Raw genomic sequence first — 13,734 nt, 5'->3', positions numbered from 1 at the left:
GAGGCTTCGAGAGACCTACTGCTCCCGATAGGCGGGCATTACCAGGCCCGCTCAATAACAAAACAAATGAGGGCGTGAAAATGGTGTTGAACAAACGTGCAACCGCGATGCTGTTCGCGGGTTTGCTGGCCACGGCCACTCACGCGGCCCTGGCGGCCGAAAGCGTCAATTTCGTGAGCTGGGGCGGTAGCACCCAGGATGCGCAAAAGCAGGCGTGGGCCGATCCTTTCAGCAAGGCCAGCGGGATCACTGTGGTGCAGGACGGTCCCACCGACTATGGCAAGCTCAAGGCCATGGTCGAGAGCGGCAACGTGCAGTGGGACGTGGTAGACGTGGAGGCTGACTTCGCCTTGCGCGCCGCCGCTGAAGGGCTCCTCGAACCCCTGGATTTTTCGGTGATCCAGCGCGACAAGATCGACCCGCGGTTTGTCTCCGACCATGGCGTCGGCTCGTTTTTCTTCTCCTTCGTACTCGGCTACAACGAGGGCAAGCTCGGCGCTGGCAAGCCACAGGACTGGGCCGCGCTGTTCGACACCAAAACCTACCCCGGCAAACGTGCCCTCTACAAATGGGCAAGCCCTGGCGTGCTCGAACTGGCGCTGCTGGCTGACGGCGTTCCCGCCGACAAGCTCTACCCCCTGGACCTGGACCGCGCCTTCAAGAAACTCGACACCATCAAGAAAGACATCGTCTGGTGGGGCGGCGGCGCACAGTCCCAGCAACTGCTGGCCTCGGGCGAAGTCAGCATGGGTCAGTTCTGGAACGGCCGCATTCATGCCCTGCAGGAAGATGGCGCACCCGTAGGCGTAAGCTGGAAACAGAATCTGGTGATGGCGGACATCCTGGTCGTGCCTAAAGGCAGCAAAAACAAAGGCGCGGCGATGAAGTTCCTGGCCAGTGCCAGCAGCGCCAAGGGCCAGGCCGACTTCTCTAACCTGACCGCTTATGCACCGGTGAACATCGACAGTGTGCAGCGCCTGGACTCAGTGCTGGCGCCCAACCTGCCGACGGCGTATGCCAAGGACCAGATCACCCTCGATTTCGCCTACTGGGCCAAGAACGGTCCGGCCATTGCGACACGGTGGAATGAATGGCTAGTCAAATGAAAATGACGGCAACCACGCCGACCGGGAGCGCCCTCGGCGTTGCTGGCGCAGTTTCCTGCAAACCAGGTGCGCCATCCCTGGCGCAGCGCTGGCGGGGGTCGAGCAACCTGATCCCGGCGCTGCTGTTCCTCGGCCTGTTCTTCCTCGCGCCGCTGATCGGCCTGTTGCTGCGCGGCGTGCTGGAGCCCGTACCGGGCCTTGGCAACTATGAGCAACTGTTCGCTAACTCGGCATACGCCCGGGTACTGCTCAATACCTTTTCGGTGGCCGGCCTGGTGACCCTGTTCAGCCTGTTGCTGGGCTTCCCGCTGGCCTGGGTGATTACCCTGGTACCACGCGGCTGGGGGCGCTGGATCCTGAACATCGTGCTGCTGTCGATGTGGACCAGCCTGCTCGCCCGCACCTATTCATGGCTGGTATTGCTGCAAGCCTCCGGGGTGATCAACAAGGCACTGATGGCGATGGGCATCATCGACCAGCCGCTGGAGATGGTGCACAACCTGACCGGCGTGGTGATCGGTATGAGCTACATCATGATCCCGTTCATTGTGCTGCCATTGCAGGCAACCATGCAGGCCATCGACCCGATGATCCTGCAGGCCGGCTCCATCTGCGGTGCCAGCCCTTGGACCAACTTCTTCCGGGTGTTCCTGCCGCTGTGCCGACCGGGGTTGTTTTCCGGCGGCTTGATGGTGTTTGTGATGTCCCTCGGTTACTACGTCACCCCGGCGCTGCTCGGCGGCGCGCAGAACATGATGCTGCCTGAGTTCATCATCCAGCAGGTGCAGTCGTTCCTCAACTGGGGCCTGGCGAGTGCCGGCGCCGCATTGCTGATCTTTATCACGCTGGTGCTGTTCTACTTCTACCTGAAGCTTCAGCCGGAATCCCCGGTTGGCGCCAGCAACGCGAGGTAAGCCGTCATGCTCCTGACTTCCAATGCCATGAGCCGCAGGATGCGCCTGGGCCTCTACACCACCACCGGCATGATTGGCCTGTTCTTGCTGTTGCCGATCGTGTTCATCGTGTTGCTGTCGTTCGGCTCGTCCCAATGGCTGGTGTTCCCGCCACCGGGCTGGACGCTGAAATGGTACGGCCAGTTCTTCTCCAATGCCGACTGGATGAACGCGGCGGTAGCGAGCCTCAAGGTTGCGGTACTGACCACCGTGTTCGCCGTGGCGCTGGGCCTGCCCACCGCATTTGCCCTGGTGCGTGGGCGATTTCCTGGCCGCGAGTTGCTCTACGGCCTGTTCACCCTGCCGATGATCGTGCCGTTGGTGATCATCGCGGTGGCGGTGTACGCACTGTTCCTCAAGCTCGGCTATACCGGCACGATGTTCGCCTTTGTAGTGAGCCATGTGATTGTCGCGCTGCCGTTCACCATTATCTCGATCATCAACTCGCTCAAGCTGTTCGACCAATCGATTGAAGATGCGGCGGTGATCTGCGGCGCATCGCGCCTGCAGGCCGTATTCAAGGTGACATTCCCGGCGATTCGCCCGGGAATGGTGGCCGGCGCGTTGTTCGCCTTTCTCGTCTCATGGGACGAAGTGGTGCTCAGCGTGATGATGGCCAGCCCGACCCTGCAAACCCTTCCCGTAAAAATGTGGACCACCCTGCGCCAGGACCTGACGCCTGTGATTGCCGTCGCCTCGACGTTGCTGATCGGCCTCTCGGTGCTCGTCATGGTCATCGCCGCCGCCCTTCGCCGGCGCACAGAAACCCGCGCTTGAGCGCCCAGGAGCAAGACATGAGTGCAGTGATCCAAGATACCGCGCAAAACCATGGCCAACCCCTGGTCAGCTTGCGCAACCTGAACAAGTACTACGGTGAATTTGCCGCCGTGGATAACATCTCGCTGGACATCAAGGACGGCGAATTCCTGACCTTCCTCGGCTCCAGCGGCTCTGGCAAAAGCACCACCCTGTCGATGCTCGCAGGCTTTGAAACGCCAAGCAGCGGCGAGATCCTGGTGAGCGGCCAATCCCTGGTCAATGTGCCGCCGCACAAACGCGACATCGGCATGGTGTTCCAACGTTACTCGCTGTTCCCGCATTTGTCGGTGCGCGACAACATCGCCTTCCCCCTGGCGATTCGCAAACTGGCCAGCGCCGAGCGCGAGAAGCGCGTCGACGCCATGCTCAAGCTGGTGCAGCTTGAGCAATTTGCCCATCGCCGCCCTTCGCAACTCTCCGGCGGCCAGCAGCAACGCGTCGCCATCGCGCGGGCGCTGGTGTACGAGCCGCGCATCCTGCTGATGGACGAACCCCTCGGCGCCCTCGACAAAAAACTGCGTGAAGACCTGCAGGACGAACTGCGCCAATTACATCGGCGCCTGGGCATAACCATCGTCTACGTAACCCACGACCAAGAAGAAGCCATGCGCCTGTCCCAGCGCATCGCGATTTTCAGCCACGGCAAGATTGTCGGCCTGGGCAGTGGCTACGACCTGTACCAGAACCCGCCAAATGCGTTTGTAGCCTCGTTCCTCGGTAACTCCAACTTCCTCAAGCTCAAGGCGCAGGGGAATGCGGTGGCATCGTTTGAAGGCCAATCGCTGTCGATCCGCCTGACCAGCGGCTTGCAAACCGAGCAGGAGGTGCTGTTGATGGTACGCCCGGAAAAAGCCTTGGCGCTGAGTGTCGAGCAAGCTACCGAGCAGGCATTGGCGGCGGGTTGGAATGAGGTGTCAGCGATTGTAGGCGAGGTGCTGTTCCTCGGCGAAAGCCAGACCTGCACCGTGAAAACCCTTGGCGGCACCTCGATGACAGTCAAGGCGTTGTCTGCTGCGGGCATGCCACTCAAGGCCGGCGACCCGGTGCGCGTGCGCTGGGCCACGGCGGATGCTTGCGTCTATACCGCATGGGCTGAAAGCGATCTGAACAAGGCCGCCGGCGCCCATTGAGTCACCCTTGGGCCGCCACAACGTCGGGTTGTGGCGGCCTTTTTTTGCCTGCTAACATTGGACCTGGCCGGATGTCATTGATCATCAAGCCAGCTTGCTACAAGGATACGGCTGCATCGGCAGGCCTTAACTGCAGATAAAAAAATGCCCGGCATTGGCCGGGCATTTCAGTTCATTCGATGATCAGTCGGTATAGCCCAACTTTACCGTCCTCATCTTCCGGCTATGCTCGCGCGTCGCCAGGCAGTAATACAGCGGACACGTCACCACCAACCCCACCAGCCACGACAGGTCTGCGCCCTCTACCAGATTGGCCCATGGCCCCACGTACAGCGACGTATTGGCAAACGGCAGTTGCACGATGATGCCGATGAAATACGCCACGATCGCATGCAGGTTAAAGCGTCCGTAAACCCCGCCGCCCGCCTGAAAGATCGACGCAATGTCATAGGCGCCACGCTTGATGATGTAGAAATCGATCAGGTTGATCGACGCCCACGGCACCAGCACCAATAGCAGCGCAAGGATCAGGCCGATAAATTGCGAGATGAAGTCCGCCGACGCGCCCAATGCCACCACGCAGCATCCGGCCAGCACCACGCTGGACAGCACCACACGCACTTTGATGCCGGGTGTCCACTGGCTGGCGAAGGTCTGGATCGAGGTGATGATCGACAGCACCGCACCATACAGATTCAGGGCGTTGTGGCTGATGATATTGAGCAGAAACAGCACCATCAGGATCGACCCCAGCCAGCCGGTGGCTTGCTTGACCGCGACCATCGCCTCAGTGCCTTCGGGTGTCGCCAGGGCGGCGACCAAGCCAAAGGAGAACGACAAAATGGTGCCGAGAGTGGCCCCCAGGTAGGTGGCGACAAAGGGTCGGGTGATGCCGATATCAGCCGGCAGGTAGCGCGAATAATCGCTGGTATAGGGGGAGAAGCTGATCTGCCAGATCACTCCCAACGACACCGTCGCCAGCCAGCCGGCCGGATTGAAGCCGCCACGGGTGAGGAAGTCTGCCGGCAGGTCGTGGGAAAAAATGTAGAGGAAACCCGCCAGCAATGCGCTGCCCATCACCCAGGTGCCGATGCGGTTCAGGGTATGGATAAAGCGATAGCCGATCACGCCAATGGCCGTGGCGCTGAGCGCGCCGATCAGGATGCTGGCCGGCACCGGTACCGACGGCACGATGCCGACGATGGACTTGCCCGCCAGCACAATGTTGGAGATGAAAAAGCCAATGTAGATCAGGGCCGCGAAGAAAACGATCAGCAGCGCTCCGTAGCGCCCGAACTGACCCCGGCTCTGCACCATCTGTGGGATGCCCATGCGCGGGCCCTGGGCCGACGCGAGGGCAATGACAATACCGCCGAGCATGTGCCCGAGGGCAATCGCCAGCAGCCCCCACACCAGGTTGAGATGGAACACCTGAGTCACCATAGCGCCGGTGACGATGGGCAGCGGTGCAATGTTGGTGCTGAACCATAGGGTGAACAGGTCGCGGGCCTTTCCATGGCGCTCCGCGAGGGGGACGTAATCGACCGTGTGATTCTCGATCAGGGGATCTTGCCGGGACATCTGGGGCATGGAAATGAACTCGCGTTTGTCTGATCTTATAGTTGTTTGACGCCAAACCGGGGGAGCTCTCTGGCCACCCCCATACGAACACCATATTATGGTATTCCAACATTTTCACAAGACTGATCCGTAGTCCTGGCACGCATCTGATCCGCTATTGTGCCACACGGCCCCTCTTCATTCAGCGGGCTAACCCCCGTATTCATTGGCTATAAGACCAAAGGTCAACGTTCATCGGCCGCCTGAAAAAGCCCTTGATTAGATTGTATTACGGTATACCATCAGACCTACAAATCTATAAAATCCGCTTCACCCTACGAGGACCGTCCCATGATCGATGCCGCCATCTACAAACAAGTGATGGGTTCGTTTCCGTCCGGAGTCACCGTGATCACCACGCTCGATGATGACGGGCAGATAGTCGGACTTACCGCCAGTGCGTTCAGCTCGTTGTCCATGGAGCCGGCCCTGGTGCTGTTCTGCCCCAACTACAGTTCCGACTCCTATCCGGTGCTGATCAAGAACCAGCGCTTTGCCATTCATGTGCTGTCCGGTGGGCAGCAAAGCGAAGCCTATGCTTTTGCGCGCAAGGGCAAAGACAAGGCGCAGGGCATCGAATGGACGTTGAGTGAACTGGGCAACCCGATCCTCGCCAATGCCACGGCGGTGATCGAGTGCGAGTTGTGGCGTGAGTATGAAGGCGGTGACCATGCAATCATGGTCGGTGCGGTGAAGAACCTGATCGTGCCCCGGCAGAACGCCGGGCCACTGGTGTATTGCCACGGCAAGATGGGCGCCCTGCCCGCCATTGCCTGATCGTTACCGTTGCAGGCGCCCGGCAGCCCGGGCGCCCACCGGTCAGGTGCGGAAGCGGCTGACCAACTGATTCAACGTCTGAGACAACGTCGTCAATTGCTGCGCATCCTGGCGCGTGGAATCAGCCAGGCTCGCCACCAACTGTGCATCCCCGTGAATCTGGCTGATGTGCCGATTGATGTCTTCAGCCACCTGGTGCTGCTCTTCGGCAGCCGTTGCGATTTGCGTATTCATGTCGCGGATCACGTCCACCGACTCGCGAATCAACCCAAAACTGGCCCGTGCGTCGTTGATCGACACCACCGTTTCCTGGGACACCTCCAGGCTGGCATGCATTTGTTTACCCATCTGATGGGTACGCCGGGCGAGGTTGCCCAGCAGCCCGTCGATCTCGCCGGTGGAGTCCGACGTACGCTTGGCCAGGGCCCGCACTTCGTCTGCCACCACGGCAAAACCACGCCCCTGTTCACCGGCTCGGGCGGCTTCGATGGCAGCGTTCAGCGCCAGCAGGTTGGTCTGTTCGGCGATGGAGCGGATGGTGCCGAGTATCGACTGGATGTCGTTGCTGTCTTTTTCCAGTTGCTCCATGGACTGGGCGGAGTGGCCGATTTCCTCACTCAGGCGCCCTACGCTGCTCACTGCTGCGTCGATCTGCTGCTGGCCGGTGTGCGCCTGGCGCTGTCCGTTGTCGGCAGAGTCGGCGGCCTGGCTGCAGGAGCGCGCGACTTCATTGGAGGTGGCGACCATCTCATGAAACGCGGTGGACACTATGTCCACGGCCTCCCGTTGGCGTGAGGCGACCTCAGCCATTTCCACCGAGACCTCCATGGCACTCCCCGAACTGCTGTGGATCTGCCCGGCCGCCTGGCCGATGCGCTGGATCAGCGTGCGGATCGCTTCGAGGAACTGGTTGAACCAGCCGGCCAGTTGTGCCGTCTCGTCTCGCCCTTTTACCGGCAGACGCGCCGTCAGGTCTCCTTCGCCCTGGGCGATGCCTTCCAGGCCGCTGGTCACACCACGAATCGGCTTGACGATCAGCCCGGCAAACCAGGCGCCCACCACTGCAAACAACACGGCACACACCAGGGCGATCGCCGCGATCAGCCAGGTCAGGCGCGCCGCGCCGGCCATCACTTCACTTTCCCGCACCACCCCGACAAACCGCCAGCCCAATGCCCTGGACGGCCAGACAAACGCCATGTAGCGCTCGCCTGCCAACTCGACCTGCACCAGGCCCTGCCCAGCCTCGCTCAACTGCCGGTAACCCTCGCCCAACTCACTAAGTTTCTTGAAGTTGTGAGACGGGTCATTCGGGTCCACCAACACGGTGTTATTGGCTTCCATCAACATCAGGTAGCCGCTGTCACCCAGCTTGATCTGTTTGACCAGGTCGGTCAGTTGCTTGAGGGAAACATCGATGTTCACCACCCCGCTCGCGTTGCCCTGGCGGTCATTGAAGCTTCGCACCGTACTGACCAGCACCACGTCATCGGCGGCCCAGTAATACGCCTCGGTGCGCAGGGTCTTGCCCGGTTGCGCCATGGCCGTCTTGTACCAGGGCCGGGTGCGCGGGTCGTAGCTCGCCAGCTTCGGGTCACCCGGCCAGAATACATAGCCGCCATCTTCAGTACCCAGTGACAGGTAGGTGTAGGCCGAATGACTCTTGGCCAGGCCCTCGAACAGATTGAACAACTGCTGATCGCGCTCGCCGAGTGCGACTTGGGCGGCGTCGCTGGCCAGATAGCGTTTCACATCGCCGTTGATACTTTGCAACTGCGGATGCGCCGCCAGGTAGGCGACGTTCTGACTGATACCTTCAAAAAACAATTGCATGGCATTGTCGACCTGGCGAATCTCGCGTTCGCTGCCGTCGATAAAGCCGTCCCGTGCCTCATGGCGCACGTTGAGGATGATCATCACTGTCACCAGAATGACTGGCAGGCTGGCGATCACCGCAAAGGCCAGGATCAATTTTTGTTTTATGTTCATCTAGCTCGCCTTCCTTGTGAAGTGAATGTGCGACCGCTGGAGAGAAAAGTTTTGCAGATATTCCGTATTATGGTATACCAACAATCAATCCGCCGAATAGCCTTCATCACTGGCAAGCTTCACATTGGCGAGAGCACCTAAGGGCCCGCAGTCGACAGGCCGATCACAATAGATCCGAGGTAAGCGTCATGAAATTTTCCCTGTTCGTGCACATGGAACGCTGGGATGAAAGTGTCAGCCATCGCCAGTTGTTCGAAGACTTGACCGAACTGACCCTGATGGCGGAAGCCGGTGGTTTCAGCACCGTCTGGATTGGCGAACACCACGCCATGGAATACACCATCTCGCCCAGCCCGATGCCGCTGCTGGCTTACCTCGCGGCCAAAACCACCACCATTCACCTGGGCGCCGGTACCATCATCGCGCCGTTCTGGCACCCACTGCGGGTGGCAGGCGAATGCGCGCTGCTCGACGTGATCAGTAACGGACGCATGGAAGTCGGCCTGGCCCGTGGTGCCTACCAGGTGGAGTTCGACCGCATGGCCGGCGGCATGCCCGCCTCATCCGGCGGCCAGGCGCTGCGCGAGATGGTGCCGGTGGTACGTGCGTTGTGGAAAGGCGACTATGCCCATGACGGCGACATCTGGAAGTTCCCCACCTCCACCAGCGTGCCCAAGCCGATCCAGCAGCCCAACCCGCCGATGTGGATTGCCGCACGCGACCCGGACTCGCATAACTTTGCGGTAGCTAATGGCTGCAACGTGATGGTCACGCCGTTGATGAAGGGCGACGAAGAAGTCCTCGACCTGAAAAATAAATTCCAGGCTGCCCTGGACAACAACCCGGATGTGCCACGCCCACAACTGATGGTGTTGCGTCACACCCACGTGCACGCGGTAGACGACCCTGACGGCTGGAAAGTCGGGGCCAAGGCAATCGCCCGATTCTATCGCACCTTTGATGCCTGGTTCGGCAACAAGACCGTGCCGGTCAACGGCTTCCTTGACCCGAGCCCGGAAGAAAAATTCGCCGGGCGTCCGGAGTTTGAACTGGAAAGCCTGCACAAGACCGCAATGATTGGCACGCCTGAAGAAATCATCCCGCGCATCCAGTACTACCAGGAGCTGGGTGTGGACGAGTTCAGCTTCTGGTGTGATAACAGCTTGCCCCACGCGGAGAAGAAAAAATCCCTTGAGCTGTTTATCAAGCTCGTGGTGCCGGCATTTCGCTGAGGGTAATGCCTGAACCGCACACAGCGCCGGCACTTGCCGGCGTTGTTGTTTCGGGTGGCGGGAATGCGGCATGTGCTTCGGGTCGAGGAGATGTATACGATGCCGGACCGGGGTGCTCCGCCCAAAAACCGCTGTGCCCACTGCCCGTATTCCATGTACTCAAAAAAGTACTTAAAAAAGTGGCTGGAGACGGATTTCAGTAGTTTTGCGTAGAAACGAAAAAAGACGCCGAAGCGTCTATTCCTTAAATCCCAGGCAAAAAAAAGCCACTCTATTGAGTGGCTTTTTCTTTGTGTTTGGAGCGGGAAACGAGACTCGAACTCGCGACCCCGACCTTGGCAAGGTCGTGCTCTACCAACTGAGCTATTCCCGCGTCTTGGTGATGCGCATTCTATAGAATCCTCATCACCCGTCAACCCCTTGATTCAAAAAAGTTTTATTTCTTTTCAACCTCAGTGCGCAGATGCGGCCAGGCGGCGCGCAAATATTGCAGCATGGACCACAAGGTCAGCCCCGCGGCGATCAGCAGCAAGGCGTAGCCCAGCAATACCCAGAAGGAGAAATCCGACGGGTTGGCCAGCAGGATCACCAGGGCAAGCATCTGCGCCGCGGTTTTCCATTTGCCCATGTTGGACACGGCCACGTGAGCACGGGCGCCGATTTCGGCCATCCATTCCCGCAGGGCCGAGACGACGATCTCGCGACCGATGATCACGGCCGCCGGCAAGGTCAGCCAGAGGTTGCCATGTTCCTGCACCAGCAGCACCAGGGCGACCGCTACCATCAGTTTGTCGGCCACCGGGTCCAGGAACGCGCCAAACGGCGTGCTCTGCTCCAGGCGGCGGGCCAGGTAGCCGTCCAGCCAGTCGGTGGCGGCTGCGAAGGCAAACACCGAACTGGATGCCATGTAGCTCCATTCGTACGGCAGGTAAAACAGCAATATGAAAATCGGTATGAGCAGGACGCGTAGTACGGTGATCAGATTAGGGATATTCATCGGCACAACTGGCTACGAGGTGAGAAGGCATTCTACTCGCTGTGCAGATTTGCATAAATCAACTCTGCGAGCTTTTTACTGATACCGGGAGCTTTGGCTATTTCTTCGATGCTGGCACGGGACAGCTCCTGCAAGCCACCAAAATGTTTTAACAAGTCCCGCCGCCGTGTCGGCCCGACCCCTGCCACCCCTTCCAGGGTTGAGGTACGCCGGGTTTTGCCACGTCGGGCACGGTGGCCGGTGATGGCGAAACGGTGGGCTTCGTCGCGGATCTGCTGGATAAGGTGCAGCGCCGGGGAGTCGCCCTTCAAGGTGAACTCATGGGCTGCATCATTCAAGTACAAGGTTTCAAAACCGGCCTTGCGGGTGGCACCCTTGGCCACGCCGAGCAGGATCAGGTCGGGTACCGCCAGTTCGTTGAGTACGTCGCGGGCCATGGACAGCTGGCCCTTGCCACCATCCACCAGCAGGATGTCCGGCAGCTTGCCCTCGCCGTCCTTCAGTTTGCTGAAGCGGCGGGTCAGGGCCTGGTGCATGGCGGCATAGTCATCGCCCGGGGTGACGCCTTCGATGTTGTAGCGCCGGTAATCGGACTTGATCGGCCCTTCCGGCCCGAACACCACGCAGGAAGCCACGGTGGCCTCGCCGCTGGAGTGGCTGATGTCGTAGCACTCCAGGCGCTGGGGCGGCTCGTCGAGCTTGAGCACTTCGGCCAGGGCGTCAAACCGCGCGGCGACGTGCTGGCGGTTGGCCAGGCGTGCGCCCAGGGCCTGTTCGGCGTTGGTCACGGCCAACTGCTGCCAGCGCGCACGGGTGCCGCGCACGCGGTGGCTGATGTCCAGCTCGCGGCCACGCAGTTCGTGAATCGCTTCGATCAGCGCCGGGAAGTCCTCGTGCACCACGTTGACGATCAGTTCGCTCGGCAGGTCGCGCTCGGGGCTGCTGACGTAGTATTGGCCGAGGAACGCCGCCATGACTTCGGCGACCTCCTCTTCTATACCGGTCTGGGGGAAGAAGTTCTTGCTGCCCAGCACCCGGCCGCCGCGCACGCTGATCAGGTGCACACAGGCGCCGCCCGGGTTGACGAAGGCGGCGATGACGTCGACGTCGCCGGTGCCGCCTTCCATGCTCTGCTGGTCCTGCACGCGGCGCAGCAGGGAGATCTGGTCGCGCAGTTCGGCGGCGCGCTCGAAATCCAGGGTGCTCGCCGCTTGCTCCATGGCGCCGGACAGTTCATCGGCCAGGGCGTTGCTGCGGCCTTCGAGGAACATCACCGAATGGCGCACGTCCTCGGCGTATTCCGCCGGCTCAACCAGACCGACACATGGCGCCTTGCAGCGCTTGATCTGGTACTGCAGGCACGGGCGGTTGCGGTTCTTGTAGAAACTGTCTTCGCACTGGCGCACGAAAAACGCCTTTTGCAGCAGGCTCAGGCTTTCGCGGATGGCGCCGGCGCTGGGGTAAGGCCCGAAGTACTTGCCCTTCTGCTTCTTGGCGCCGCGATGGATGCTCAGACGCGGAAAGTCGCCGTCCGAGAGAAACACGTACGGGTAGGACTTATCGTCACGCAGCAGGATGTTGTAGGGCGGCCGCCATTCCTTGATCAGCGTCTGCTCAAGCAGCAGCGCCTCGGTTTCATTGGCGGTGATGGTGGTTTCCACCTGGGCGATACGCGCCACCAGTGCCGCCGTCTTCGTTGCCAGGCCGGTCTTGCGGAAGTAACTCGCCAGGCGGCTCTTCAGGTTCTTGGCTTTACCGACGTAGAGCAGGCGCGCTTCGCTGTCGAACATGCGATACACGCCGGGACGGCCACTGCAGGTTGCAAGGAACGCACTCGGATCGAATTGGACCTTTATTTCAGGAGCTGTCATTTCAGGCGCTGGCATCTACCATGCCGTGGCGTACCGCCAGCAGGGTCAATTCAACATCACTGCTGATGGAAAGCTTTTCGAAAATCCGATAACGGTAGGTGTTCACGGTTTTCGGCGACAGGCACAGCTTGTCGGAAATCGACTGGACTTTCTGACAGCCGACAATCATCAAGGCGATCTGGATTTCCCGCTCCGACAGCGCATCGAACGGCGAGTCGCTGGTGGGCTGGAACGACTTGATCGCCAGCTGCTGGGCAATCTGCGGGCTGATGTAGCGTTGGCCGGCGAATACCAGGCGGATAGCCTGGACCATCTCGGCCAATCCCGCGCCCTTTGTCAGATAGCCGGCAGCGCCCGCCTGTAGAAGCCGTGTAGGAAAAGGATCTTCCTCACACACGGTCACTACCACGACTTTGATATCCGGATGGCTGCGCAACAACTTTGTAGTGGCGCCAAGACCGCCGATCCCGGGCATCTTGACGTCCATCAAAACCACATCGGGCTTCAACTCCCGGGCCTTGATCAGGGATTCCTCCCCTGACTCGGCCTGGCCGACTACTTGCAGGCCATCGATGTCAGCCAGCATTCGTGTAATGCCTGTACGAACGAGATCATGGTCATCGACTACTAGCACCCTAATCAAGCAGACACCTCGCGATATGGTCTTATAGGTTGCTGAACACCTTAGCAAAAAACCACGGCGCAGACCTAGCTGCAAGCGTCATATATATAGAGTTTCAATGCACAACGGGCCGCCGCCGAGTGGCGGGCGGCTCAATTTCCTGGGTAAAAGGTCAGGAATCCGGGGCCGATGACCGGTTTTTTCCATTGGTGGAGAGTGAATGCTCGGCCAGGGTAGAGGTCAGGCGATGGATTGCATCCTGGTCTTCCTTGAACATCGCACGGTAGTTGCCCAGCACTTTTTCTTCGATTTGGCTCAGATTTTCCAGTTGGGTCGGCGTCGGCGTGCCGGTCAACACGTACAGGATATCGACACCTTTTTCTGCCACGCGGGACAAGTAATCGGCCTTGGGCGCACGGCCGCCATTTTCGTATTTCCCCTGTGCGTTAGCTTCTACACCTCCTATTTCACCAAAAGTTTTCTGCGACAGGCCAAGTCGCTCTCTTTCTTGCCTTAACCGGAAACCGATTCCACTCATTTGGATGTATGATCCTATTTGGCACACCCCAAGAGGTGACACACTCATCTCGTTTTACACAAACTTGAACGGTTTTGAAC

12 protein-coding genes, 1 tRNA gene and 1 pseudogene are annotated in these 13,734 nt (G+C 59.9%); 6 read left to right on the top strand and 8 right to left on the bottom strand.

The genetic code is table 11. The annotated features are described in order from the left end of the window. The first annotated feature begins 80 nt into the window (after window positions 1-80). Genes ACIOMR_RS04370 through ACIOMR_RS04355 form a run of 4 tightly spaced genes read left to right on the top strand, consistent with a single transcriptional unit; the run spans window position 81 to window position 4,008 of the window. Window positions 81-1,106: an ABC transporter substrate-binding protein gene (locus tag ACIOMR_RS04370; RefSeq protein ID WP_401192445.1), complete on the top strand. Its 1,026-nt coding sequence runs from the start codon at window positions 81-83 to the stop codon at window positions 1,104-1,106. Then, a complete protein-coding gene (locus ACIOMR_RS04365) occupies window positions 1,103-2,020 on the top strand; it encodes an ABC transporter permease (protein ID WP_168197505.1) in 918 nt (305 codons plus the stop codon). Before ACIOMR_RS04370 ends, ACIOMR_RS04365 begins: the two co-directional genes overlap by 4 nt. 6 nt (window positions 2,021-2,026) lie before the next feature. Next, entirely contained in the window at window positions 2,027-2,836 is an 810-nt protein-coding gene (locus ACIOMR_RS04360) for an ABC transporter permease (RefSeq protein ID WP_087694306.1), read from the top strand. A 17-nt stretch (window positions 2,837-2,853) separates the two neighbouring features. Beyond that, window positions 2,854-4,008 carry an ABC transporter ATP-binding protein gene (locus tag ACIOMR_RS04355; protein ID WP_087694307.1) on the top strand — a complete coding sequence of 385 codons (1,155 nt, stop codon included), beginning with the start codon at window positions 2,854-2,856 and terminating at the stop codon, window positions 4,006-4,008. Window positions 4,009-4,191: 183 nt separating this feature from the next. Here ACIOMR_RS04355 and ACIOMR_RS04350 read toward each other — a convergent pair whose 3' ends face one another. Next, window positions 4,192-5,598 (bottom strand): purine-cytosine permease family protein, encoded by a 1,407-nt coding sequence (locus ACIOMR_RS04350; protein WP_401192440.1) that lies wholly within the window; start codon window positions 5,596-5,598, stop codon window positions 4,192-4,194. A 321-nt stretch (window positions 5,599-5,919) separates the two neighbouring features. On the opposite strand from ACIOMR_RS04350, the gene ACIOMR_RS04345 reads away from it, so the two are divergent. Then, entirely contained in the window at window positions 5,920-6,405 is a 486-nt protein-coding gene (locus ACIOMR_RS04345; RefSeq protein WP_087694309.1) for a flavin reductase family protein, read from the top strand. A gap of 42 nt (window positions 6,406-6,447) precedes the next feature. Here ACIOMR_RS04345 and ACIOMR_RS04340 read toward each other — a convergent pair whose 3' ends face one another. Continuing rightward, window positions 6,448-7,215, bottom strand: coding sequence for a methyl-accepting chemotaxis protein (locus ACIOMR_RS04340; RefSeq protein ID WP_401192505.1), 768 nt, complete (start codon window positions 7,213-7,215; stop codon window positions 6,448-6,450). A 90-nt stretch (window positions 7,216-7,305) separates the two neighbouring features. Then, a pseudogene (locus tag ACIOMR_RS04335) lies at window positions 7,306-8,238 on the bottom strand (sensor histidine kinase); the annotation flags it as partial. A 344-nt stretch (window positions 8,239-8,582) separates the two neighbouring features. Between ACIOMR_RS04335 and ACIOMR_RS04330 the strand changes: the two are divergent. Beyond that, window positions 8,583-9,626, top strand: coding sequence for an LLM class flavin-dependent oxidoreductase (locus tag ACIOMR_RS04330; protein WP_177068744.1), 1,044 nt, complete (start codon window positions 8,583-8,585; stop codon window positions 9,624-9,626). Window positions 9,627-9,923: 297 nt separating this feature from the next. On the opposite strand, the gene ACIOMR_RS04325 is transcribed toward ACIOMR_RS04330, so the two are convergent. The 5 genes from ACIOMR_RS04325 to ACIOMR_RS04305 form a co-directional block, all read right to left on the bottom strand. Then, window positions 9,924-9,999: transfer RNA gene (locus tag ACIOMR_RS04325), tRNA-Gly, on the bottom strand. A gap of 63 nt (window positions 10,000-10,062) precedes the next feature. Then, window positions 10,063-10,623, bottom strand: coding sequence for a CDP-diacylglycerol--glycerol-3-phosphate 3-phosphatidyltransferase (pgsA, locus tag ACIOMR_RS04320; protein ID WP_003208929.1), 561 nt, complete (start codon window positions 10,621-10,623; stop codon window positions 10,063-10,065). A 32-nt stretch (window positions 10,624-10,655) separates the two neighbouring features. Then, complete coding sequence (gene uvrC, locus ACIOMR_RS04315) at window positions 10,656-12,494, bottom strand: excinuclease ABC subunit UvrC (protein ID WP_218173688.1); 1,839 nt, start codon at window positions 12,492-12,494, stop codon at window positions 10,656-10,658. Between the two features lies 1 nt (window position 12,495). Further along, window positions 12,496-13,137 (bottom strand): UvrY/SirA/GacA family response regulator transcription factor, encoded by a 642-nt coding sequence (uvrY, locus tag ACIOMR_RS04310; RefSeq protein ID WP_008436066.1) that lies wholly within the window; start codon window positions 13,135-13,137, stop codon window positions 12,496-12,498. Window positions 13,138-13,288: 151 nt separating this feature from the next. Then, window positions 13,289-13,654 (bottom strand): helix-turn-helix domain-containing protein, encoded by a 366-nt coding sequence (locus tag ACIOMR_RS04305; protein WP_023658724.1) that lies wholly within the window; start codon window positions 13,652-13,654, stop codon window positions 13,289-13,291. Between the last annotated feature and the right edge of the window lie 80 nt (window positions 13,655-13,734).

The sequence above is a fragment of the Pseudomonas sp. NPDC087814 genome (assembly GCF_044742865.1).
Lineage (GTDB): Bacteria > Pseudomonadota > Gammaproteobacteria > Pseudomonadales > Pseudomonadaceae > Aquipseudomonas.
Note: the sequence above shows the minus strand (reverse complement) of the source record. Positions and strands in the feature narration are given on the sequence as shown.